The organism is Nitrospira sp. Nam74 (assembly GCF_965152615.1).
Genome location: NZ_OZ224220.1, coordinates 688,108 through 709,666 on the forward strand (window position 1 = coordinate 688,108; position 21,559 = coordinate 709,666).

A 21,559-nucleotide genomic window follows, 5' to 3' on the forward strand; every position below is an offset into this window, starting at 1 on the left:
GGAGTAATGCCACAGTACGCCAGGAGAGCGGAGGGAGCAAGCCCCAAGATGTTGGACTGCCCTAAGGGGGCGTTCGTATAACTAGCGGTTCTGCGGAGAGCGTTCATGGGCGCGTCATAGTTCCGGCGTGCCCTGCGAGCTCCCCTTACTGTATGTGCAAACGCAATGTATAGCGTATGGCGTATGGCGCGACGCCTGTCTCTATGCTGGCCGCTGGCGTAAGCCTGTGCGTCGCTTAGCGCGATTCGGAGGGGGGGTTCGGGATGGGGCTGGCGGCCTGCCTCTTGCACTCCCAGTGCTAGGAACGGAGGAACGCCATGAACCCTGAACTCGCAAAAATTATTGGTGCGAAGAATACCAAGGCTACGGTATCACAGACGGCCAATGCGGGGTCCGCAGACGCGATTAAGTGGAACGATGTGAAGAAATGGTGGGCCCTCCTCAAAGAAGCAGCCCAGAAATGGAGTGCCGATAAGGCACCACGGCTCGGCGCTGCCCTGTCGTACTATACGGTGTTTTCGCTGGTCCCCCTGTTAGTCCTGTCGATTGCGATCGCCGGACTCGTGTTCGGAAAGGACGCCGCGCAACAGGCCATGATGGAGCAAATTGAGAGCCTCGTGGGACCCCAAAGCGCGGCGGCCATTCAACAGATGCTAGACATCGCTCAGAAGCCATCCAGCGGAGTGGTCGCGACTCTCGTCGCCATCGCCACCTTGCTGCTCGGCGCGTCGGGTGTCTTCGCCCAGCTTCAAGACGCCCTGAATACGGTGTGGGGCGTTGAGCCGAAAACGAGCCGGGGCATCTGGGGCACGATCAAAGATCGATTCTTTTCATTGGTGGCCGTGCTGGGCACGGGGTTTTTGCTCTTAGTGTCCTTGGTCCTGAGCGCCGTGCTTGCCGCTATGGGAAAGATGTTCGCGAGCTGGCTGCCCGGACAAGAAGCGGTGCTCCATGTGGCGGACTTGGGCCTTTCGTTCGGCGTGATTACGTTGCTGTTCGCGATGATGTTTAAGCTCCTTCCAGACGCCAAGGTCGCGTGGCGTGACGTCTGGATTGGAGCGGGGCTCACGAGCCTGCTGTTCACGGTCGGAAAGTTTCTGATTGGGCTCTATCTCGGAAAAGCCGATGTTGGATCCGCCTATGGGGCGGCGGGATCTTTGGTCATCCTGCTGGTGTGGATGTATTACTCGAGCCAGATCCTCCTCTTTGGGGCGGAATTCACGTCGGTCTATGCCAACCGTTATGGATCGCATATTGTCGCTGGGACCAACTCTGCGGCCGCCTGAGGTGATTCGAACGCGGTGTACAACGACGGAAGGAGTGGGCAGGCGCCTTTTTTCTGATGAGGCGGCCAGACAGTTGTCCTGGCGCCTGCTACGACCCACACGGGCTATCGCTGACGTTCTATTGACACCCGGACGCCCGATGGAGATTGGAAGATTGTCTCATGCGAGCCGACTTCGTCGGGATGTGACAGTGAGGCGCCGTCATCATGCGCTCTTGTTTTCGGCACGGCGCGAAAAGCAGTCCCATGCCTGTTGGCGACTTAATAATGGGCGGGGGCCCCAATGCGCAGTGCTTGAATGATATGGTCCAACAACTCCTCTCGCTCAATCGGCTTGTGCAGTATGGCCTAAGCACCATTGGCCTTGGCGGACCTCACCATATCGCCATCGTGCTGCCCGGTCAGCAGAATGATGGGCACCCGAGGAGACGCTTCCTTCGCCACTTTTAGGAACGTGATCCCATCCATCCCTGGCATCCGCCAGTCAGCAATGATCAAATGATACCCGTCGGCTCGGACTAGCCGCAGCGCCTCATGTCCCGAAAAAGAGGTATCAATGACTCCCTCCGGCACCTTCCGACTCAAGAACCCTTCCATAGCCTGCAGAAAGGCTTCATCATCATCAACAATCAGCATTTTTGGCATACTGCAGCGTAACCGATACTAGCGGCTTCGGGGTAGACGATAGTTTTAACGGCGGCCTTCAGTAAGAAGGGATGTGACGCACTCCGTACGTCTTACATTCGTCATCGGCCTCAGGCAAAGCTGCAAAGGATCATGTGCGCTCGATGTGCTTTGACACGGGAATATATGATGCTACTGATTAGACAGTATGTCTCTAAAGTCATCTCTTCCCGGGTACAAATCTTACGCACACCGTCAATTCAGCACCTTAGCGCGGTGGCACAATGGCCCATGGCTTGCTTCTCCCTCTCTGGAGCCTTTAATCAACGAGGTGTCGGATGAAAGTCAAAGAAGTCGGAATTTCAGTCTCCCCCCTCGCAACGGTCACAGTTTGGGAATGCGAGCAATGCCATCGTCGGTGGTCTGATACCGGCCGACAGGCGTGCCCGTATTGCACGGGCTGGGAGGCAGAGCATCGCTGGGACGATGTGAATGAGTCCTGGAAGGGGAAATAGTGTGTAGTTAGAAGCACGGTGGTTCCCCCAACACTACGATCGACCTGTATAGAGATTAAGGCGGAGGCTTACGCATCTATGATACGTAAACGAGCACAACAATCTGTGAGTCAGGAAGCAGAGCTGGAAGACCGACGTGACCTCCTGCGGAAGGCTCGCCTGGGCGACAGGCACGCACAAAGTCAACTCATGGCTCTGTATGGGGTTCGGCTGTACTCTGAAAGTGAACGAAAAAAAACAAGAGTTGAGGCATCGTCTGGAGCAGGGAAAACAAAAAGTCGGGCCCATCAGAGGCGTCACGTATCGCGATGACGGAAGAATGATGATGGGATCCCGACAGATGTTGCTACATGGAGCTGTCCCGATCAAACCGTAGACTGCAACTTGAAAACTGGCCTATCCATGGTCCCGCGGTTGGTGGAGTGATAGCCCAACCCATGAGTTCTCCCGCCTGCCGGATGTTCATTTGCGTCTTGATGCTCATGCTCCTAAGTTGTAGTAGAAGTGGGGAAGAAGTGCCCAACGACATTTATGTCATCATGCCCTATCGCCATGCCGCCACGTGGGTATTCGACGATCCGACTGTTGGACTGCAGGCTGAGCCCTTTGTCTCGGGCATACCGGAGATGATCAATGTCCTGATTCAAAGCATACCGAAAGCCGAGAAGGGTTTCCGATTGTTGTTTTCGGCACGGGCCTTTCCGGGTCATCAGGTGGAGTTAACACGCTTGCGAACAGAAGATGGCGGCATGTGGTATGAGTGGTCCGTCGCTCATCTAGAAGGGTGGCTCTGTCCCGCCCTCTTCAAATATTTCCCTGAGGCGCCCGAGAAACTTTACGCGCGGGCCGAACCGCTCTAAACAGTCCTCCAGTCGTTCCTCCTACGGGTAACCGGAGACCGTTTAGGGACTTGCCGCTCCTCGCGGTGAGAAGAACCGAGGCGGCTCTTTGACCGGATACGACGGCGCCCTCCATGGTTTGGAGGTACGGCTGCTTGGTGTAATCACCAGCGAGGGTAAGACCCGGGATGGATGTCCGTTGCCGTGGGCGCTTGTGTTCGGTCCCCGGTTCAAAGGAGTAGAAATCAGCCGGATGCCGGATGACCCGGTAGTCCCGCAGGCAGCTCTTGAGGTCGAGGCCGAGACGGGCGCCCTCTTGTTGTGTGAGGTGTAGTAGGTGCTCATCAGAAGACCCCATGAGTTCGTCCGGGGCAGCCAAAATGGTGGAGAGCCGTCCAGGGACATGCCGAAAGGTCGTCCGCGACTGCTCCGAAAAGGTGGCGAGCGCGGTCCCGGGGCCAAAGGTCGTTCGGTCCTGCGCGGTTGCAGGTCGGTCCAGCTCACATTGCACCGTGAGGGCCGGCATGGAGGGCAAGGCGAAGAAGTGCGCCAAGTCGGGATAGGCCGCGAACTCCCGTTTGAGGATCTTCTGCGGGACGGTTAGAGAGGTCGCCAGGACCACCTCCTCGGCCGCCAGTCGTTCTCCCGACGCCAGTTCCACGCCACAGACCCGATCATTCTCAACTCGCAAACGGGATACCTCTGCCGTGGTCCGTACGCGGCCACCGCGTTGCTCAATGGCCTGCGCTAATGGCTGGCACATGACCTCTGTCATCCCCCCTAAAAAGCCGCCAACACGGAATTGCAACAGCCGACCAAGGAATGGGCCGAGATGCCCAAAGAAGGCATACGCCGAATACCGATCAGGCGGAAGGAAAAAGAGACCCGCCGTCAAAGCCGTGAGCACGGTGTCGATCAGGCGCTCCGGTACCCCATAGGCGCGTGCATTACTCGGTCACGGTGGTCTCGTCAAGTTGCAGCGGCCTCCGAAAATAGTCCTGCAGGCCAGCCGCGACGAAACGCGCGAACCGGAGTTTACTGAGCGGTGGTATCAAGTCGTTGTTTCCCGAGATCCCAGCGAGGGTCCGAAACGGCTTATGAAGCGGCGCGGCGCCAAAGAGCGCATGCGGCCCACCGTCCGGCACGCGAATCTCCAATTCGTCTTCCCAGAGCACGATGGCATTGAGGTCTATCCCGGCCCGTTGGAGGACGGCTGGCAAGGCACGGTAAAACCCTAAGACGCGATGGAGACCGGATTCCACCCACATGCCATCCTCGCGCCATGAGGCGGTACGGCCCCCGACGACGTCTTTTGCCTCCAGGAGCAAGGGGCGCCAGCCGCGTTCGACCAGCTCAAATCCGCAGGTCAAGCCGGCTAAGCCTGTTCCGACGATGATGCAATCCCAGCTCGGCCTTTCAAGAGGTCTCAATTGTCATCTCGGATCGAACTGGTTAGGGTGTGGATAACGCTAAGCCCAATCTCTGATACACCTGCTTTAACGCGATGCTGGATCCCGCATGGGACGCACCCTGATCTGGACATTATCTTGAACCCGGCCTGGCGTGTATCGGCGCATAGTGGGACGGCGGTCAGGAACGGGAGGACAGGACCGTGATCGTTAACGGTACATCTTATTCCTGTACAGGAGGGTATGTGTGACCCCCTTGCCCGATCAATTACACGGCGGTTTCCACGCCTCTGGAGGAATCTCTTGTGCGCCTGTCCGTGCTACGAAACCCCCACATAAGCAGAAGTGACGGACATGCGGTATAGGCGCGGACTGATGCCCCGATCGGCGCCCAATTGGTACATTCAGTCAGTCGTCACGCCGCTGCTCAGAAGAGCCAGAATGAGACCCTATGGTAAAAGGGGGCGTGGTGCACAAAAACTTTAGCCTGTACAGGAGGTCGTCGTGAACGTCATCGCTCTAGCATCCTCGATCCTCTTTGTCGCTGTTTCCATCAGTACATCCGGCATCAGTTGGGCTGATAGAGTTGACGATAGTGCTCTGACCAAACAGCGAGAGGAGACTCCGAGCACAAGTACGGACAAGCATCCTACGGGCCAAGAGCAGCGACTGCCTGAACCTAAAGACTGCAAAGACATTGAAGCCGGGACAGGTTTTGGGGGTAACACGACACAACAAGCTGCCGAACGGGATTGCGAACGGTCCCGAGCCCTTGGAAGCGGAACAGGAGTAAGTTCAGGAACCGGCAGTGGAAAAATGGGATCAGGACAAGGGCCACGATGATGTTGGCCGTCACACTGTAGGTCATCCCATGCGATCCAGACGGAGCAATGATTCTAGCTCACGAATCGATACTGCAAGCTAGGACCGGAGTAAACAGGGGTATACACACTCGGTGGCTAGCGTATGGCCTCCTCATAGCAGGCATCCTGACATGGCGGGCGGCAGTACTCTCTCGTGAGCGGCGGAATCTCTTGCGCCGGCGAGAGCTCCATCCGTTGCATGACCTGTGGGTGAATGTGAACGGGCATCGTCTGTACGCCCGTATCTCGAAATTGGACAGCCGGCGGATGTCTGCACCAGTAGTGCTTGTTCATGGTTGGGGAGTGTCAGGTTCCTATTTTATCCCACTGGCTGAACGTCTCGCCGGATCCTTTGATGTCTATCTTCCAGACCTTCCCGGCCATGGAATGAGCGAAACACCTCCCAAGCCACTCGATGTAGATGATCTTGCTGGGGAACTGATCGATTGGATGGATGCTATCGGCATTGCACGCGCCTCACTTGTGGGACATTCCATGGGGTGTCAGCTCGCGGTTCAGATCGCGATTCGGCAGCCGGCGCGAGTGGATGGACTGATCCTTATTGGGATTACTCCAGATCCTGGTGCACGTGGGACCCTGCAACAGGTGCGCAGGTTTGTTATCGGGGGCGCATACGAGCGTTTCTCACTCAACTACCACTTGGTGAAGGACTATGTTCGGATGGGCGCACGACTCATGCCCGAGTTCCGGTCCATGGTGAATGATCCGATAGAACAGAAATTGAGAGCGGTCACAGTGCCTACGATGTTGATACGTGGTTCCAAGGATCCGATGGTTCCCCAAGGCTGGTTTGATAAAGTTACAGAGCTGGTTGATCCGAGCCGGGTTGCAGTCATCCCAGGGTGGGGCCATGCCGTTCAATACAGTGCACCTGCTCTCGTCAGTGAAAGAATTCAAGAGTTCCTCCGTGCAGCCGTTTGACGATGGGGGCGCCCGAAAACCGGTTCGCTTCCAGCGAAGGAAATCTTACGAAACCCTCGGCGAACGCGTGGCACGATTCACCGAGAGAGAGTTGCTTCTCTGCAACCGCCCGACATTCCCCCGGATTCATTGTTTGAACCCGCGTGGTACGTCTACGAATAGCATCAGCAGTGTTGATCGGTCCCATCGGTGCGCTGTTCATCAGTACTTCTGACTGTACGACAACAATTTCTTCAGGATGCGCGTCGGGTCATCCGCTCAATAGGCAGCCCCTCGGATCGCACAAAGCCAAAATACGCGGCTGCAGCTGCGCTAACGGCATGGAGCCAAATATCATGACCGAAAATAGGAATGAGTCCAAAGGTCGTGTTCAACCCAGGAATGAACCCCATGATCGTCAATGCGCCATAAAACATCGCCAGTCCACGCGCGAAAGCTACTGAGCCCGACATGCTCCGATATGCGCTGACCCCCCATAGCCCCACACCAAGATGCACCAGATTGTGCATGATATTGATCGGGAAAAGTCCAAAGAGATATCCATATCCGGTATCAAGATTTATGTGTGGACTGTCCGGCGACGGTGGGCTGACCAGCCCGGGAAAGAAGCCCAATAGTCCAACAAGCAGGTAAAGCAGACCCATCACCATCGCGAACTGTTTCGTGGTCATAACTCTCTCCTTCTTAATCAGAATGATAAATCATGTGGTGACATCCGGTATGAGGATCCGGCTCTCGATAGAGCGACGGTGAGGGACACTCTTGGTTTCCCGTCGTAAGGCTTGATCCGTGATGGCCAAGGCGCAAACGGTGCAGCGCCAGAAGCACCCTGTATGTATGAGGCTCGTGCGATAGCATTCTGGGCACATGCGAATAGCCTAACGCTTATATAGATCGTGGGCCATCAGCCGTGGATGGAATTAGCCGTGAACGAATCTCGGGAAGCGACATCAGAGGTGAGCCTACGGCTCAGCCAACCGGACAGCGGCCGGAAGAAACGAGCACAGTGTGCTGCGACTCACGTATACATAGATAAGCCCTATCACCTCTAACTCGTCAGTGATGAGGCATTTGACAGACAGAAGCACTGGAAGCCTCTGCTTATTCATTCCCGAAGCCGCCATGCCGTTGCCAATGATCTCTCGCCCGTGGTCCCGATAGAGTATGCCGAGGCAAGGACGGGAACGGTCATGACAATTGCGATGGGGCCGGCGGGACAACGGTCAGCGGGTCGGAGCTGTTATGTAGCCGTTGTCTGATAGTGATTGAGCTACTGGGTTCGGTAACATTCGGGTGTCACCTGAATGTATGTATGGAGGACGCTATGGGACGGTACCGGTCGTTAATAATATTGCTGCTGTTCGGAGCCGTGCCCTTGATGGCCTCCTGTGCGGCCATGTCAGAACACAAGGCGGCCGGTAACCCTGATGCGATGTTTATGTTATCAACGGCTCGCGCTTCCAACGCCGAGATTCAGTTGAGTGACCTCGCGGCTCAACGCTCACAAGACCCGGCTATCAAATCGTTGGCGCGCCAATTCTCCGAAGACCACAACCGCATGAACAGGGAACTGGCACAATTGGCCTCTCGCCAGGAACTAAGCCTCCCGACCGATCCTGATGAGCTCCACAAGAAGACCGCCGCTCACCTGTCACAATTGAGTGGACAGGAGTTCGATAAAGAGTACATTACCGAGATGGTCGCCGATCATGCCATGATGCTGGCGAAGTTTCAGAATAAGGCAAAACTCGCTACAGACCGCCAGATACGGCAATGGGCAGCGAGCCAGGTCCCACTGTTTCGAGATCACTATGAAGCTGCACAGTCCATCAATTCAAAGGTGCTGGCATCCCGATAACGAGGTATGCACTCGTATTGGATATGCGACCCCAGGCCGTGCTGCATCCCGAAATGAAATGCACCGTCATCATCCGCACTTATTCTTGGCGCGGCTCTACGAACACCAACATGCCATCCCCTGCGGACGGCCCTCAGTGAATACAGCCGGAGGCGGGATACGCCTGTGGCCGGTCTTTAGAACCCGGTGTCGAAGCGGCATTCTCCCATGATAAAAGCCGCACGACACGTCAATTGGCTTCAGAGTGACCGATGAGCGAAGGGTACTGTGGGATCGAATAATCCTCCTCCCGTTTCGGTGGCGTCACAAAGGCGATTCGGATCACGATCTGCTTAGGTATGGCTTCCTGTCCCTTGCATCGGGCGGCTATATCCCCGATCGAGTAAGGCTCTCGCTGCGCGGACGGCTACTCCCTCATTCTTCGAATGCATCAGCTCCACGAGGCGTTCAATCGCCTCCCGGCCGTGATCTCCACCAAGGGCCTGGATTTCTGCGACCACCTTCGGCCGAGCGCCTGGATTTCCGCTTTGACCGAGTTTCCAGGCGGACGGGAGGTTCGGGATCCTCCTTCTTTTCGTTTCTCCTCACGAGTTCAGAGGTCGCGGGTCATTGTCCACAAATGTCTTGGGTATGATGAAACATGGGCATCGTGCCCATTCATCGAATTGATGCCGATGACGTAATTACCTATCTGGACGACGGATTCCGTCGACAGGCGGAAGAAGCGGGAGTACCGAATTTGCCTGCTCAAACCCTGGGAGACAATCTTTTCCATTTTATGGCTGGGGAACCTACACGCACCTGGTACCACTGGCTGCTGGTCAGGGTTCGGCAATTGGGCCCGATCCGGTTTCCATTTCGATGCGATACGCGCTTTTACGTCGAGAGCTTGAGATGGTGATGCATCGTCTGGAGCAGCATGGCGTGGAATTCGAGTCCCGGCCCGTACTCGAGGTGCCAACACCGTTCACGCCCTTATTGGATCCTCGCGTGGCTCGCAGTCCTCAAGTCGTGACGATGTGTTCTTGGTGTAAGCGGAGCCAGACGCTCATCGGATGGCTGGACATCCGAAGAAGTCGCACAGACGCTACAGGCCCTTACGAGTCCGTTGCTACCCAACATAAAGTACGATTGTGTCCCGATGATGAAAACCGGTTTAGAACTATTGTGAGGGTAGGAATAAGGGAACATAACCGAGGTGCCACGTCATCCTTGCAATGCAGCCGGTACTCTCGCTGACCTTCAAGAACATCATCGGCCCTATTCCGAATCACCTGATTTGGAGAACGCGTGTGCACCTTTCATTCCAATGGCGGCCGCGCTCCGTCACGTTACCTCCTAAAAGACTAGCCCGATGTTCTTCTTCGCCGGTACCCTCACGCCTTATCAAGGAGGGATTCTATGAAAACTGCTCTTGTTCTCATCTTGACGCTCGCTACGAGCCCGGCCTTCGCGCTTCCATGGGTCGGCTCGTGGCAGGTCACCATCCAAGACCCGAACGCCAGCTATTGTGCGGGAACGACCGGGTCACGGGATTTCGCTATTTGTGGGGTCACAAGACAATTTTCAGATCGACCACGAAACGCCGTACCGGAGCCTCCCTCCTCATCCCCGTTGGAGACGGAGACGCCGCACGCCTATATGGCGAATACGGCCGCTGTACGGGGCACGTATCTATCCGGGGGAATCACATTCAGTCGTGACTTCATGCTTGAAACGCCGGGATTGCTAACGATCACCGGCACGCTGACCGGTTCCGATTTTCTCTTCAAGGGTCCACTTAGTTCTGCGTTCCTCCGCTATGAGGTGACGGCGACGGTAGATGGCACCATCCTCCTGGAACAGGGCGGCAGGTGGAGAGGGACTCAGACCCAGCATATCTACGCCGAGACGCTTCAAAATTCAATGGGCTTAGGCGCTGGAATTCACACCGTGACCGGCTCTGTTACTGCCAGCATGGTGACGACCTGGGTAGCCGGGGAGTGGGGAGGGGCGGCCTATGACTGGGGACTGTCCTTTGCCACACTGCCAAGCGGTGCCTCAAGGCCGATGGTGTCAAACCCGGAGCCGGCAACCATGACACTGCTCATAACGGGACTGTTTGGCTACTGGTTGGTGAGGCGCCAATAGGGGAGGCGGACGATTCTCTGGCCCCGGGCTTTGATCGACGTCAAAAACACCATAGGCTGAAGCGTGCCTACCGCTGCATGAGAGCGTTCTCTCTGGTACAGTCGGCGCCTCGCTTCACCAACACTACTGTGACCTTCGTCGCAAGGGGAATCGCTTGTTTGTCGATCAGCTCCATACCTGGCATCGGGGCGCCCGTATCCTCGGTCCACTCGGCTGCTCAGCTTGCCACGCTTTAATTCTTGAGTGCATCAGCCCGACGTGGAAGGTTCTAATTTCTGCCACCACCTCTGGCGGAATTGCCGCACACCATGGATACGCCTGCGCTTTTGAGTTTAGGGGCGCTGTACGACACGTTCTCGGCCCCAACATTCGCTGGAAGCCATAGTAGGGGTTTGTACCAAGGCTGGCATGACGAATTGATGAGGAACCACAGCATCACAGCCACCATGCTAGGCGCTTTATGTCCCCCGGGTTGTCATCGATTGTTCCTTGATTGTCGTGTTTCTCTGTTATGGTCTTTTTTCGCTTCACGAATAGAATTGTTGAAAATACCATTGGCACTTCTGCGACGCTCTATTGTCGGCGCTGCTTTTGTCAGAGCACGTTCAATGACACTCATCAATGCCCGTGGTGCAATTGGCTTGTGTAAAACGGCATAGGCCCCCACCCGGATTGCCCTGTCTTCCAATTCACGATCGCCATGGGCTGAAATGAGCAGGAATGGCGCCCGTGAGTGTAGGCAGTAAGTCGCCACCAGTAAACCAAGACCATCTAGCCCGGGCAACTTAAAATCAGAGAGAATCACATCGTAGGCCATTTCCGAAAGGCACAGTAACGCACGCTGTGCAGAGAATACGGTGTCGATAGCGATGTCTGGTCGTTGCAAGGCCAGCAGCGATTCATAAGCGAGCGCAGTCCTTCGGTCATCCTCGACAAGCAGCATCCTATACATGTAAGGATTGTACGACCGAGCGATAAAACCGCGCTGTCGGACACCAAAACGCAGTGTTGTCAGAGGCCTAGGCGCTCGATCGCCTGTGAGCGCGGAGTCTTACCTCAGTGGGCCACTACACGATCTTCCTACGTCACCCGTGGTTTGTGGAGTAGAGACCGTGGTAAACGGAGAGGAGCATACAAAAGGACCGGTGAAGGTCCTCACACACATAAACAGAAGGAGGGTGTTAATGGGAAGGTCTATACGAAGTGGCATCGTAGTGCTCGTAATCGGGCTTAGTGGCGCAATCGCCGGCTATGCGGCGGATCAATCCAATAAAAACGACACGCCAATGCAGAACAAAATGCAAAAGAACGAGCCAAGCACACAGACACCAGCTCAGCAAAAGGGACGCGAAGCGGACCTTGGTAGCACGCGTCCCACGCCGGACGATGGCATGAAAAGTAAAGCCACTCGGAAGGGGGACAAGGGACAAACGGATCCCTTGGAACAGGGAGGACGTAGTCCGTCAACGAGCCGAGACAGCTCAGCGGGAGCGGGCCAGTAGGCACACATGCCCGATGCTCTAACGACGGATAGAAGTAGTCACGGACGCATGGGTGTCTGTGGTGAGGCTATCCAACTCTCTGAACGACTTGGAGACATAGAACGACGAGCCAGATTACCACCAATACGAGGGGTAATACCCCTCGTATTGCCGAACACGGGCCATGAAGACAAGGTAGTCAGCAGACCGAGGATAGCTGCAATCAGTCCGGCCATTGGGATGATCCAAAACAAGTCGTCTTGCTGCAATTGAAAAAGCGGCATTCTTGGCCTGCCCCAGCCCCGTAATGATGGTTCCAAAGGCGCCAGCGAAAAACGCTGATGTATGGATCCGTCTACAGTCACATCACTACCGTAGATAGACGCCATAATCAGTCGGTTCGATCGTTTATACTGAATAAGTTTGGGCACGCCTTCGACAGCTTGTCTCCGTATGATCTTTGTAATATATTGCGCCGGCTAACAGGCGATTCGTCGGGAGCATGGAAGAATGAATGACAATATCTGTTCAACCGGTGTCAGCGAATTGGATAGCTTCCTCCATGGCGGTCTCCCTCGTAAACGTCTGTACCTGGTGCACGGGGAACCCGGTGCTGGCAAAACCACCCTGGCGTTACAGTTCCTCATGGAGGGTGTCCGCCTGCAGGAACGCTGTCTGTACATTGCGCTATCTGAAACCAAAGACGAATTAACAGAAGTGATGAATTCTCACGGCTGGACAATGGAGCGTATTGCCGTCTTGGACCTCGCGGATGTCCGGGATCTTGTCGCCCCGGAGGAACAGAGCACCATCTTTCATCCAAGTGAAGTTGATCTACAAGCCACCACCAAGGTGATCTTAAAAGAAGTCCAACGGCTCAAGCCCCAGCGCATCGTCCTCGATTCTCTCACCGAGATGCGGCTGCTGTCTGAATCGCCCTTGCGGTTTCGGCGCCAAATGTTAGCCCTTAAACAGCTTTTTGCGGGTATAGGCTGCACCAGTCTCGTTCTCGATGAGATGAAAGGAGCGGCACCCGACGTGCAAGTCGAGAGTATCGCACACGGTGTGATTCGTTTGGACGCGCTGCCGGATAGTTACGGCAAAACACGCCGGCAACTGCGAGTGACCAAGATGCGTGGAATTGATTTTCGTCAGGGGAGCCATGACTATGTCATCGCGAAAGGCGGCCTCAATCTTTTTCCACGCCTCGTGGCCGCGGAACATCACCGTGATTACAACCGGGAGCTCATTGCGACCGGCATGGCTGATCTCGATCGTCTGCTCGGTGGCGGCCTACAGCGCGGGACGAGCACACTGGTGGCAGGTCCAGCCGGTGCGGGAAAGACCACGCTGTGCTTTCAATTGGCCTCGGCCTTGGCACAACAAGGGCGTCGCGTCGTCGGGTATATCTTTGATGAGAACGTCGATGTCCTGTTAGCACGAGGCGGCACCCTCGGACATGCCATCCAGGAGTACCACGGGTCGGGGCGGCTTCGTCTCGAGCAAATCGATCCCGCCGAGATTTCTCCTGGTGAATTCGCCGCGCGGATTCGCCGGGCGGTGGAAAAAGACGGGGCGACGGTTATCATACTCGACAGTTTAAACGGCTATCTCAAAGCTATGCCGGATGAAGATCATCTCGCGCTTCAGCTTCACGAGTTACGCACGTATCTGGGTCAACAAGGCATCATTACCCTTCTTGTTCTGTCCCAATCAGGGGGCGTCGGACACGTCACTTCCCCGGTGGACGTGAGTTACCTGGCGGATGGGGTCATTGTGCTCCGGTTTTATGAAACGAGTGGCGAAATAAAAAAAGCTATTTCCATGTTAAAAAAACGCACAGGAGCACACGACACGACGATTCGGGATTTTCAGATTGATAGCGATGGCATTAAGATCGGGCCGCCGTTAAGCCACATACAAGGTGTGTTGACAGACACCCCCACGCAACCGTCTGAATCACCGTAGAAGCCGTGGACGAGATTATCGTAGACCCAGAGCATCTGCGGGTCCTCATCCTCGCGCCGACCGGCCAGGATGCGCCACTCATTCAACGCGTGCTCAGCGAGGCCGGCATTTCAAGTGTGACGTGTCGGAGTCTGCCTCACGTGACTGACGCGTTGCGGACCGGTGCAGGCGCGGTGCTCCTCGCTCAGGAGGCGCTACAGCCCAAGGAACTCCAGGCATTCGTCGCTGCCCTTGAAGTACAACCCGCTTGGTCTGACCTTCCGATTACGGTATTGACCCTCTGTGGCTCAACTCAGTGGGCCCTTCAGAAGGTATCGGAGCAGTTTGCAAAAGTCGGCAACCTGACTGTCCTCGAGCGTCCGTTGCAGGCAGTGACCTTGACCAGTGTACTGCGCGTGGCCCTCCGCTCCCGCGCGCGCCAATACCAAGTGCGAGACTTAGTGGAGCGTCTCACCGCTTCACGAATCGAATTGCAGGAGAAAATATGCGATTTGGAGCAGTTTCAAGATGTCGTCGTCGGCCGCGAATTGAAGATGATCGAATTGGAGAAACAGCTTGAAGAATTGAAACACCGTCAGACGGCTCACAAAGACGGCCCTCCCGATGTTCAGCGATAATGAGCGACATTACGATTGTGCTATGTCCATGGCGTGTCCCCCGTGGTTCTATACACCGCTTCCGAAGAAAGAATCCAACCGAACCGCGACATTCTCATTCTTGGAATTTATAGTGCGACGAGTTGCTCGATAGACTGTGCGCCGTGATGCTCAGCAAGGATTCTGATCTCTGCTGTCGCCTTCGGGCGTCCACCGGGATTGCCGCTTTGACGGCCAACGGCTACTTTTGATGGACCGAGGAGTAGGGGTCTATGGTGGAGACGTTGATTAGGTTGATTCTTTCGTACCTCCGCCCCCCTTGTTTTAGAACAAGGCTATTCCCCCCCTCGAACAGGGGGCGCAACTTATCGTCTAAGATCATTCAACACACCGCTTTGCTTCATACGCCAAAGGGATAGCGCCATGAGGCCACTGCCAAGTATTAACCAGGCGGACGGTTCGGCGACTTGGGCGGCGACAAATCCATGTTGGCCTGTTGCGTCGCTGTAAATTCCCACGATCTCTCCTTTGTCATTGATACCTAGTGCTTCCGTAACACGGACGCCAGGGAAAGGCACATCGATGGGCGTGAAAAGTCCGCTTGTATTCACATAGCCGTGAGTGCCGCGCATGTCGGAGTATTCGCCCACAAAGTCTCCCTGAAGATTGATACTGCGAACATACGTCGCGTTCGCGCCTTGAAATGGAACATCGATACTTCTAAAGCGACCTTCCGAGAAAAGAAAACCATGAGTCCCATTAGGATCAAAATATGTCCCTACAATGTCCCCCCGACCGTTTATGCCCTCAGGGATTGTCTCTCTAGCACCAACAAACGGAACATCCAAAGGCACGAAACTGGTTCCATTCCCCACAAAGCCATGCTGGGGAAGGAAGTATATCCCTACTATTTCACCAAAGTCGTTGATGCCATTGGCCGCGGTGCTAGCTCGTCCCGCAAAGAGAGGAACAATGGATGTAAAACCGGAGGTGGTCAGTGCGAAGCCAGTCCATGCTCGATCTGCGCCTGAATACATGCCAACAACCTCACCGCGGTTATTTATGTCGTTGGCGCTGGCGTATTGTGTGCCGGGCCGCACGTCAATTGTGCGGAACATTCCTTGGGTTGCTATGTAGGCATGCGATGCGAGTCCATTGGCGACATAGTAGGTGCCCACGATTTCGCCATTATTGTTAATGCCAGCGGCATAAGTGCCAATGGCTCCGGGGACGTTAAGTGATGTGAACGTATACTGCGTGGCGTATCCACTGGAAGGAGGAGACCACAAGGCTAAAAGAAGTGTGAACAGCACGAACACTCTGGATTCTGGCATCTATCGTGTCCCCCTCATTTAAGTATTCAAGGACAGCGACGTTACGGCGCTCGATGTAAGGTTTCTTGCTTTTGCAAAGCATGGGCCATTCCGTTTGGTTAAGGCCTTGAGTGCAAAAGTAACAATACCAATACAAGGAATCATAGGAGCGAGGTCAGAACAGGTAAACAGCGAAGATAACTCAGTCAGGACTATGCGGATCACCTCCCCCTGAGAACTCGGTATTTCAGGTGAGGAGGTCGGGCGTGGGGTTACTGCTGATCCGTTCGCCTGGCTTCACGAACATGACTCTGATCTGCGCAATATCTACGGTGATCCACCATGAGGCAGCGGTCCTGGACGACCTTGATGCCAGCACGGGCGAGCGTTTCTGCAACCTCGTCATTCCTTATTCCCGATTGAAACCAGACGACTCTAGGCCTTTTGGCAAGCATGTCGTCGAGATGGGACGGGATGTCCTCTGAGCGACGGAACACGTCAACTAAATCTAACTCCCCGGGTATGTCCATGAGCCGGCTACAGACCTTCTGGCCCAGGATCTCCTCTACGTGCAGATCGTACACCGGCACCGGAATCACTTGTAGCCCAGCCGACGCCAGATACTCCGGTACATAGAATGCCGGTCGAGGCCTGTGTTGTTCGCTTCGGATGCCGAGCACTGCTATTCGTTTGGTAGCCGCGAGCACTTGTCTCACCCCCTCCAAATCTTCGATGAGATTGTTCCTCCAGCCACAGTCTTCAGTTTCCGACATATTGAGTTTCCCCCCAGCGAACGGCCAATTCCATACCTGCGCCGAACTGCAGCGACCATTGCGCGTGTGGCACTGTTGCAGAAACCGCTGTCATGGTGACTTCTTTGCAGCACCTCCCTGACTTTCATCCAGAACGCCCTGCTCCTTTGCTTCCTCGATAGGGAACTTCTCGCATGGCTTATGCGCCCCATGGCCGCCTCGGCTTACTTCATCCCGATAGCGTTCCTCTTCCATTGCTCGCTGCCGGTTAGCTTCGTCTAAATCGGTATGATCGTCCACCATCTCTACATCTCCTTTGATAACTCCCCTTGATTTCGATGGTCCCCGCCCATGCCATCATTCATCATACTTATAGATGGGCTTTGAAAGCTGTAGGCATGCAGGTGACATCTCCGATGTAACGCGACTCTCACAGTCAAGGGCAAGCATGGCTGATGTTTTGTTATAGCTGTTAGGTCATACGATACTAAAAAAGGAGGGGCCCAGATTTTTCTCACATAACTTGGCCTATCTGCCCTGCTTGTATTTGTAAATATTCGCCGGTGTCTTGGCTTGGTCAACGGGTGCCGCCCATTCACGACATCACGACGGACGGTGACAATCCTCCTCATTTCGTTGACATTCTGTCAGTGAGAAAATATGCCTCCATTCTGCCGACTATGGTGGTTCGGAGATTGCCGCGCAGCAATACGCAGCCTATCAGACATTCAACCGGTTACGCTGGGTCTGCCGCGTCAGCAGGCGTTCACACACGCGCTCAGGGCAGTCGATGCGGAAGGACGGATTGAAGCAACCGATACCACGCGGTGGTTCGGGTTCAAAGGCGATATTGTCATTCGAATCGAGCGCGAAGCGATGAAAGCCGGGTCGATGTTCGATCTGTCTCGCGGCTTGGGAAAAGTGATGTGGGCACAACTGCCAAACGCATCCGCGCCTATGGACGGAGGTTACAAGGAGCCGGATCGGCATTCTGACCTTGACCACCCAGCAGAGCCTACATAAGTAAGCCGCAGAACGGCATGGTTATGTGCTGGGCTAGAGGGTGCTGTAGTAGTACCGTTGAGAGTTCCATGGATCATGCTGAGAGGGATGATCGCGTGAGCAAAACTAAAGGCGATCGCCACCACGTGGAAGAAAGGAAACCGTATGAGGCCTGCAAGATATGCATCCTACCAACCGGGAGCAACTTTCGTCCTGATGTTTTTAGGAAGTACCATGGGCTGCGCCACTCAAGGAGACCTTGCGGCGGTACAACAAGACGTTCGCAATGGTCTTGCGTCGGTGCGGGGCCAGGAGCAAACTCTCGCCGAACTGCGGCGAGAACTAAAAAGTCTCGAGCAAGGCAAATATCAAGCACTTCACGATGGGCAGATGCGGCTGACCCAAACCGTAAGAGAGATCCAGCAACAGCTTGAGGTCCTGACGCTCTCACAGTCGCGTGTGAAAGAGGCACTCCAGCAAATGGAGGCCAGCGGACTCAATAAGGAACGGATCAAGGAACTGTATCGGGAGAAAGCGCGACTGGAAGGTATCCTCCATGCCATGCATGTCACCTTAGTGGACGGTCTCAAAACTGAGAAGGCCGAGTTGAAGGATCGACTCCAAGTGCTTGATGAGGCCTTAACTGCTCTCCAGCAGTCAGCCGACGCTAGCCAGACGCAGCGTTCCACTGTGCCGGAAGAGCAGCGCCCGCGTTGACACGATCACTAAGCGATGTGCACAAGTACTGCGGATTCGGACGCTTATGTCACCTTAGAGGTGGAACAGTGAATGTATATACGTCTAATTCTCCTGAACTCTCACAAACTCACGTGCGCTGGCTAGGTCTTCTCGTGAACAGAGTTGCTTCTCGAGCAGGAGATGCTCGAGGGCAGCTATCCGGGCCGTCATCTCCGGCACGATGATGTCAATCTGCTCGACCAAGTCATTCAGACGACGGCTTACCTCGGCATTCTGCCTCTTCGCAGGTCCTTCTTTCGGCATCGGAGCCACGGTCTGACGTGATTTCGGTTTCTGCAAAGCCTTTTTCTTCGTCGGCATAGTTGAATTCTCGCTGTTCAGTTGGAGGACGAGGTATGGACTGGCCTTGGAGGCTCCCCCAAAGGGTAAATTTGCGTGATGGTCTGAGTCAAGCGCAACAGACGGGAAGGCTTGATACGCGCGAACGACCGATATGAGTGACTAGGCTGGCAACCTTCTAGCGTACGCATTTGCGTGGATATTTGGCTATTCAGTTTGGCTCGTTGGCAGGTAGGCCGGAAAAAATAACGATCTGAAGATAAAGGCAAAATATATCTCTAATATACAATGGATTACCCGTGCCTTATGGCTGGTGAAGTGAGACGGAATAGTTCTCATCCCGTTTCGGTGGCGTCACAAAGGTTACTGTAATGGCCTGGGGAATGGGGTTTCGTTCTTCTCCATGCAGCTCCATGCCTGGCAGGGGGCAACCGTAGCCGCGATCCAGCAGCGGCGCTGCGCGGCGCGAACCGCGACGCTTTCGTTCTGAAATCTGTTAGTGCAACCGGGCGTTCGATGGCGTTCGCGCCGTGCTCGCGTGCATTCCCGCCATTCAATTTCCAAAGCATCCTCGATCGTGGCCTGTGGAATGTGGAATGGCGCAGGACTCGCAGTGATCTAGAGATATTCTGCAGTTGTTGTTGTTCCTTGATAGTTTGTGCTCCTGCGGAGATCATAATCAAATCTCAATAATCCAGCCGATCTCTATGACTTGTTCCGATGGAATTCGAAAGTACGAGCTGGCCCGCGTGGAGTTACGGGCCAGGAAGACGAAGAGTCGCTCTCGCCACAGTGCCATGCCGGGCTTCGGTGTCGCGAGGAAGGTCAGCCTACTGAAGAAAAAAGTAGCCTGTTGCACTGGGACCAGGATCTGCTCGTTTTGGCATTCCGTGAGAATCGCTGGAATGTCTGGGATCTCCATGAAGCCGTGCCGAATAAACATTCGATGATACCCGGGTCCGAGATGTTCAATATGGACTTGCTGATCGCAATGGACATAGGGAGTTCGGTCGGTAAAGACGGTGAGGAACACGACCTGCTCATGGACACACTGATTGTGCCGTACGTTTTGCATGAGCGCGGGCGGGGTCGCATCGGGTTCCTGTGTCATAAAGACAGCATACCCCGGCACTCGGGCGAGCGAGGCAGACCGAAGCCCTTTGATGAATTGACGTAAGGAAGGGCAGGTGCTCCTGATATGCCGGGCAACAAGGTTGCGTCCCTGCCACCAGGTCGTCATGAGCGTGAAGAAGAAGGCGCCGAGCGCAAGGGGGAGCCATCCTCCCTGCGGAACTTTGATGGCATTGGCGCTGAAGAAGCCGACATCGGCCAGCAGGAACATCGAGAAGACCGCGAGCGTTGCAGGCCATGTCCACTTCCAGAGGTCTCTCGACACGACGGAGGTGAGGACGGTATTGATCACCATCGTACCGGACACCGCAATCCCATAGGCTGCCGCTAGACTGCTGGATGACTTAAAGATGAGTACGAGGACAATGGAGCCGGTCAGCATAGCCCAGTTTAGAAACGGAAGGTAGATTTGGCCCCTCTGTGCCGGGGAGGTGTGCGTGATGGAGAGTCTCGGAAGATAGCCCAATTGGATGGCTTGCTGGGTCAGCGAAAACGCCCCGCTCAACATCGCTTGGGACGCAATGACGGTTGCCATCGTGGCAAGCCCGATGAGCGGATACAGAAACCAGGACGGGGCCAGGAGGTAAAACGGATTCGCAACGGCCTCTGGGCTCCGCAGTAGCAGAGCACCCTGTCCCAGATATTGGAGGAGGAGCCCGGGTAGGACCACGGCGAACCAGCCGAGTCGAATCGGACTCTTCCCAAAGTGGCCCATGTCCGCATAAAGCGCCTCTGCACCGGTAAGGACCAAGAAGACGCTCCCGAGCACGCTAAAGGCTTGACCCACATGCATAGAGAGGAAAGACAGGGCAAACAGCGGATTGACAGCCAGAACCACCTGCGGTGTGTTGACGATGCTCATCAGGCCCAGCACGGCGAGAACTAAGAACCAGATGAGAATCACTGGTCCAAACAGTCTGCCGATACCGCCGGACCCCTGGCCCTGGAAGGCAAACAAGGCCCCCAGTACGAGCGCGGCGATGATTAGGACATAAGGCCGAAAGAAGGGGGCGGCGACTTCCAGGCCCTCAACGGCGCCTAGGACTGAGATGGCGGGCGTGATAATCCCATCGCCGTACACGAAGGACGCGCCTAAAAGTCCCAGGACAACGAGGACGGCCGTATTCGGGGACGATGCGGTGTCTCGGTCTCGAATGGTCAACGCCATCAACGCCAAGATCCCGCCTTCGCCTTGGTTGTCCGCTCTGAGGACGAGGATGAGATATTTGATCGTGACAATCAGAAGCAAGGACCAAATGATCAGCGAGAGAACCCCAAGCACCGTCTGATGATTGACGGAGACGCCATGCGAGGGGTGAAAACATTCCCGAAGCGCATATAACGGACTCGTGCCGATGTCGCCGTAGACAATGCCGAGCGCGGCGAGAGTGAGAGCTTCTCTGCTTGGTTTGGTCTCAACGCTAGCCGACATAGAAATACCCGCGCTAATGATGACACACCTTCTGGTCCAGCGCCCCGAAATAGAGGCCCGCCTGTCTATAACACTGGACACCACACCTTACCTCGAACCTCGCTCACGTTGTATCGGAGGATCGTTGAAGCGTGGTAAGGAGGAGGGACAACACGGTAGGAATAGGGACAGTATCCCTAAAGGCGGGTATCGCATACATCCTGAATGGTCCGCCCATGATGCCGACGAAGGTCGTGCGGCAACCTTGAGCGAACCGTGGAATGCCGTTTTGACGCCACAACTGCTAACTTTGATGCTTCTTGTGGAGTAGGAGCGGGTGCCAGTCAGCCACGATCCCAACCGACAGGGGGGCTCTGAATTGGCTGGAAGGTAACTGTCTAT

At 55.3% G+C, this 21,559-nt stretch carries 23 protein-coding genes; 13 read left to right on the forward strand and 10 right to left on the reverse strand.

The genetic code is table 11. The features are described from left to right. Window positions 1-317: 317 nt before the first annotated feature. Window positions 318-1,286, forward strand: a complete 969-nt coding sequence (locus tag ACWHYZ_RS03395) for a YihY/virulence factor BrkB family protein (protein ID WP_447985885.1) — start codon at window positions 318-320, stop codon at window positions 1,284-1,286. A gap of 347 nt (window positions 1,287-1,633) precedes the next feature. Here the strand turns inward: ACWHYZ_RS03395 and ACWHYZ_RS03400 are convergent, their stop codons facing one another. Continuing rightward, a complete protein-coding gene (locus ACWHYZ_RS03400; protein WP_447985886.1) occupies window positions 1,634-1,930 on the reverse strand; it encodes a response regulator transcription factor in 297 nt (98 codons plus the stop codon). A 317-nt stretch (window positions 1,931-2,247) separates the two neighbouring features. Here ACWHYZ_RS03400 and ACWHYZ_RS03405 point away from each other — a divergent pair, with 317 nt between their 5' ends. Further along, entirely contained in the window at window positions 2,248-2,424 is a 177-nt protein-coding gene (locus tag ACWHYZ_RS03405) for a hypothetical protein (protein ID WP_447985887.1), read from the forward strand. 515 nt (window positions 2,425-2,939) lie between these two features. After that, entirely contained in the window at window positions 2,940-3,284 is a 345-nt protein-coding gene (locus ACWHYZ_RS03410; protein WP_447985888.1) for a DUF6717 family protein, read from the forward strand. Here the strand turns inward: ACWHYZ_RS03410 and ACWHYZ_RS03415 are convergent. Together ACWHYZ_RS03415 and ACWHYZ_RS03420 are read right to left on the reverse strand one after the other, a co-directional pair. Beyond that, window positions 3,229-4,170 (reverse strand): FAD-dependent oxidoreductase, encoded by a 942-nt coding sequence (locus tag ACWHYZ_RS03415; RefSeq protein WP_447985889.1) that lies wholly within the window; start codon window positions 4,168-4,170, stop codon window positions 3,229-3,231. The two genes, ACWHYZ_RS03410 and ACWHYZ_RS03415, sit on opposite strands and share 56 nt — an antisense overlap. A gap of 40 nt (window positions 4,171-4,210) precedes the next feature. Beyond that, on the reverse strand, window positions 4,211-4,693 hold the full coding sequence (locus tag ACWHYZ_RS03420) for an FAD-dependent oxidoreductase (RefSeq protein ID WP_447985890.1): 483 nt from the start codon (window positions 4,691-4,693) through the stop codon (window positions 4,211-4,213). Between the two features lie 483 nt (window positions 4,694-5,176). Between ACWHYZ_RS03420 and ACWHYZ_RS03425 the strand changes: the two genes are divergently transcribed. Together ACWHYZ_RS03425 and ACWHYZ_RS03430 are read left to right on the forward strand one after the other, a co-directional pair. After that, a complete protein-coding gene (locus ACWHYZ_RS03425) occupies window positions 5,177-5,515 on the forward strand; it encodes a hypothetical protein (protein WP_447985891.1) in 339 nt (112 codons plus the stop codon). Window positions 5,516-5,802: 287 nt separating this feature from the next. After that, a complete protein-coding gene (locus ACWHYZ_RS03430) occupies window positions 5,803-6,477 on the forward strand; it encodes an alpha/beta fold hydrolase (RefSeq protein WP_447985892.1) in 675 nt (224 codons plus the stop codon). 233 nt (window positions 6,478-6,710) lie between these two features. On the opposite strand, the gene ACWHYZ_RS03435 is transcribed toward ACWHYZ_RS03430, so the two are convergent. After that, window positions 6,711-7,148 carry a DUF4383 domain-containing protein gene (locus ACWHYZ_RS03435; protein ID WP_447985893.1) on the reverse strand — a complete coding sequence of 146 codons (438 nt, stop codon included), beginning with the start codon at window positions 7,146-7,148 and terminating at the stop codon, window positions 6,711-6,713. A 653-nt stretch (window positions 7,149-7,801) separates the two neighbouring features. On the opposite strand from ACWHYZ_RS03435, the gene ACWHYZ_RS03440 reads away from it, so the two are divergent. The 3 genes from ACWHYZ_RS03440 to ACWHYZ_RS03450 all read left to right on the forward strand — a co-directional run bounded on the left by ACWHYZ_RS03440 (window position 7,802) and on the right by ACWHYZ_RS03450 (window position 10,465). Then, window positions 7,802-8,335 carry a DUF4142 domain-containing protein gene (locus tag ACWHYZ_RS03440; RefSeq protein ID WP_447985894.1) on the forward strand — a complete coding sequence of 178 codons (534 nt, stop codon included), beginning with the start codon at window positions 7,802-7,804 and terminating at the stop codon, window positions 8,333-8,335. A gap of 640 nt (window positions 8,336-8,975) precedes the next feature. Beyond that, the gene (locus ACWHYZ_RS03445; RefSeq protein ID WP_447985895.1) at window positions 8,976-9,236 is read left to right on the forward strand and encodes a hypothetical protein; all 261 of its coding nucleotides are present in this window, start codon (window positions 8,976-8,978) and stop codon (window positions 9,234-9,236) included. A 500-nt stretch (window positions 9,237-9,736) separates the two neighbouring features. Beyond that, window positions 9,737-10,465, forward strand: coding sequence for a hypothetical protein (locus tag ACWHYZ_RS03450; protein ID WP_447985896.1), 729 nt, complete (start codon window positions 9,737-9,739; stop codon window positions 10,463-10,465). Between the two features lie 475 nt (window positions 10,466-10,940). On the opposite strand, the gene ACWHYZ_RS03455 is transcribed toward ACWHYZ_RS03450, so the two are convergent. Then, the gene (locus ACWHYZ_RS03455) at window positions 10,941-11,408 is read right to left on the reverse strand and encodes a response regulator (RefSeq protein WP_447985897.1); all 468 of its coding nucleotides are present in this window, start codon (window positions 11,406-11,408) and stop codon (window positions 10,941-10,943) included. A gap of 241 nt (window positions 11,409-11,649) precedes the next feature. Here ACWHYZ_RS03455 and ACWHYZ_RS03460 point away from each other — a divergent pair, with 241 nt between their 5' ends. From ACWHYZ_RS03460 to ACWHYZ_RS03470, 3 genes are all read left to right on the forward strand, one after another. After that, window positions 11,650-11,967 carry a hypothetical protein gene (locus ACWHYZ_RS03460; protein ID WP_447985898.1) on the forward strand — a complete coding sequence of 106 codons (318 nt, stop codon included), beginning with the start codon at window positions 11,650-11,652 and terminating at the stop codon, window positions 11,965-11,967. Between the two features lie 489 nt (window positions 11,968-12,456). Beyond that, window positions 12,457-13,914 (forward strand): ATPase domain-containing protein, encoded by a 1,458-nt coding sequence (locus ACWHYZ_RS03465; RefSeq protein ID WP_447985899.1) that lies wholly within the window; start codon window positions 12,457-12,459, stop codon window positions 13,912-13,914. 5 nt (window positions 13,915-13,919) lie between these two features. Then, a complete protein-coding gene (locus tag ACWHYZ_RS03470) occupies window positions 13,920-14,531 on the forward strand; it encodes a hypothetical protein (RefSeq protein ID WP_447985900.1) in 612 nt (203 codons plus the stop codon). A 344-nt stretch (window positions 14,532-14,875) separates the two neighbouring features. Here ACWHYZ_RS03470 and ACWHYZ_RS03475 read toward each other — a convergent pair whose 3' ends face one another. The 3 genes from ACWHYZ_RS03475 to ACWHYZ_RS03485 all read right to left on the reverse strand — a co-directional run bounded on the left by ACWHYZ_RS03475 (window position 14,876) and on the right by ACWHYZ_RS03485 (window position 16,878). After that, window positions 14,876-15,844 carry a hypothetical protein gene (locus ACWHYZ_RS03475; protein WP_447985901.1) on the reverse strand — a complete coding sequence of 323 codons (969 nt, stop codon included), beginning with the start codon at window positions 15,842-15,844 and terminating at the stop codon, window positions 14,876-14,878. Window positions 15,845-16,095: 251 nt separating this feature from the next. After that, window positions 16,096-16,596 (reverse strand): CoA-binding protein, encoded by a 501-nt coding sequence (locus tag ACWHYZ_RS03480; RefSeq protein WP_447985902.1) that lies wholly within the window; start codon window positions 16,594-16,596, stop codon window positions 16,096-16,098. Window positions 16,597-16,686: 90 nt separating this feature from the next. Further along, complete coding sequence (locus ACWHYZ_RS03485; RefSeq protein ID WP_447985903.1) at window positions 16,687-16,878, reverse strand: hypothetical protein; 192 nt, start codon at window positions 16,876-16,878, stop codon at window positions 16,687-16,689. Between the two features lie 357 nt (window positions 16,879-17,235). Here ACWHYZ_RS03485 and ACWHYZ_RS03490 point away from each other — a divergent pair, with 357 nt between their 5' ends. Both ACWHYZ_RS03490 and ACWHYZ_RS03495 read left to right on the forward strand, forming a co-directional pair. Then, window positions 17,236-17,598 (forward strand): DUF1499 domain-containing protein, encoded by a 363-nt coding sequence (locus ACWHYZ_RS03490; protein WP_447985904.1) that lies wholly within the window; start codon window positions 17,236-17,238, stop codon window positions 17,596-17,598. A gap of 213 nt (window positions 17,599-17,811) precedes the next feature. Then, the gene (locus ACWHYZ_RS03495) at window positions 17,812-18,294 is read left to right on the forward strand and encodes a hypothetical protein (RefSeq protein ID WP_447985905.1); all 483 of its coding nucleotides are present in this window, start codon (window positions 17,812-17,814) and stop codon (window positions 18,292-18,294) included. 84 nt (window positions 18,295-18,378) lie between these two features. Here the strand turns inward: ACWHYZ_RS03495 and ACWHYZ_RS03500 are convergent, their stop codons facing one another. Further along, window positions 18,379-18,636 (reverse strand): hypothetical protein, encoded by a 258-nt coding sequence (locus tag ACWHYZ_RS03500; RefSeq protein WP_447985906.1) that lies wholly within the window; start codon window positions 18,634-18,636, stop codon window positions 18,379-18,381. A 658-nt stretch (window positions 18,637-19,294) separates the two neighbouring features. Continuing rightward, entirely contained in the window at window positions 19,295-21,178 is a 1,884-nt protein-coding gene (locus ACWHYZ_RS03505; RefSeq protein WP_447985907.1) for a potassium transporter Kup, read from the reverse strand. Between the last annotated feature and the right edge of the window lie 381 nt (window positions 21,179-21,559).

Excerpts from the sequence above, each read along its gene's own strand:
- ACWHYZ_RS03395 (WP_447985885.1), top strand. The coding sequence starts at position 318 with ATGAACCCTGAACTCGCAAAAATTATTGGTGCGAAGAATACCAAGGCT.
- ACWHYZ_RS03400 (WP_447985886.1), bottom strand. The coding sequence starts at position 1,930 with ATGCCAAAAATGCTGATTGTTGATGATGATGAAGCCTTTCTGCAGGCT.
- ACWHYZ_RS03405 (WP_447985887.1), top strand. The coding sequence starts at position 2,248 with ATGAAAGTCAAAGAAGTCGGAATTTCAGTCTCCCCCCTCGCAACGGTC.
- ACWHYZ_RS03430 (WP_447985892.1), top strand. The coding sequence starts at position 5,803 with ATGTCTGCACCAGTAGTGCTTGTTCATGGTTGGGGAGTGTCAGGTTCC.
- ACWHYZ_RS03435 (WP_447985893.1), bottom strand. The coding sequence starts at position 7,148 with ATGACCACGAAACAGTTCGCGATGGTGATGGGTCTGCTTTACCTGCTT.
- ACWHYZ_RS03440 (WP_447985894.1), top strand. The coding sequence starts at position 7,802 with ATGGGACGGTACCGGTCGTTAATAATATTGCTGCTGTTCGGAGCCGTG.
- ACWHYZ_RS03445 (WP_447985895.1), top strand. The coding sequence starts at position 8,976 with ATGGGCATCGTGCCCATTCATCGAATTGATGCCGATGACGTAATTACC.
- ACWHYZ_RS03450 (WP_447985896.1), top strand. The coding sequence starts at position 9,737 with ATGAAAACTGCTCTTGTTCTCATCTTGACGCTCGCTACGAGCCCGGCC.
- ACWHYZ_RS03455 (WP_447985897.1), bottom strand. The coding sequence starts at position 11,408 with ATGCTGCTTGTCGAGGATGACCGAAGGACTGCGCTCGCTTATGAATCG.
- ACWHYZ_RS03460 (WP_447985898.1), top strand. The coding sequence starts at position 11,650 with ATGGGAAGGTCTATACGAAGTGGCATCGTAGTGCTCGTAATCGGGCTT.
- ACWHYZ_RS03465 (WP_447985899.1), top strand. The coding sequence starts at position 12,457 with ATGAATGACAATATCTGTTCAACCGGTGTCAGCGAATTGGATAGCTTC.
- ACWHYZ_RS03475 (WP_447985901.1), bottom strand. The coding sequence starts at position 15,844 with ATGCCAGAATCCAGAGTGTTCGTGCTGTTCACACTTCTTTTAGCCTTG.
- ACWHYZ_RS03480 (WP_447985902.1), bottom strand. The coding sequence starts at position 16,596 with ATGTCGGAAACTGAAGACTGTGGCTGGAGGAACAATCTCATCGAAGAT.
- ACWHYZ_RS03485 (WP_447985903.1), bottom strand. The coding sequence starts at position 16,878 with ATGGTGGACGATCATACCGATTTAGACGAAGCTAACCGGCAGCGAGCA.
- ACWHYZ_RS03490 (WP_447985904.1), top strand. The coding sequence starts at position 17,236 with ATGCCTCCATTCTGCCGACTATGGTGGTTCGGAGATTGCCGCGCAGCA.
- ACWHYZ_RS03495 (WP_447985905.1), top strand. The coding sequence starts at position 17,812 with ATGGGCTGCGCCACTCAAGGAGACCTTGCGGCGGTACAACAAGACGTT.
- ACWHYZ_RS03500 (WP_447985906.1), bottom strand. The coding sequence starts at position 18,636 with ATGCCGACGAAGAAAAAGGCTTTGCAGAAACCGAAATCACGTCAGACC.
- ACWHYZ_RS03505 (WP_447985907.1), bottom strand. The coding sequence starts at position 21,178 with ATGTCGGCTAGCGTTGAGACCAAACCAAGCAGAGAAGCTCTCACTCTC.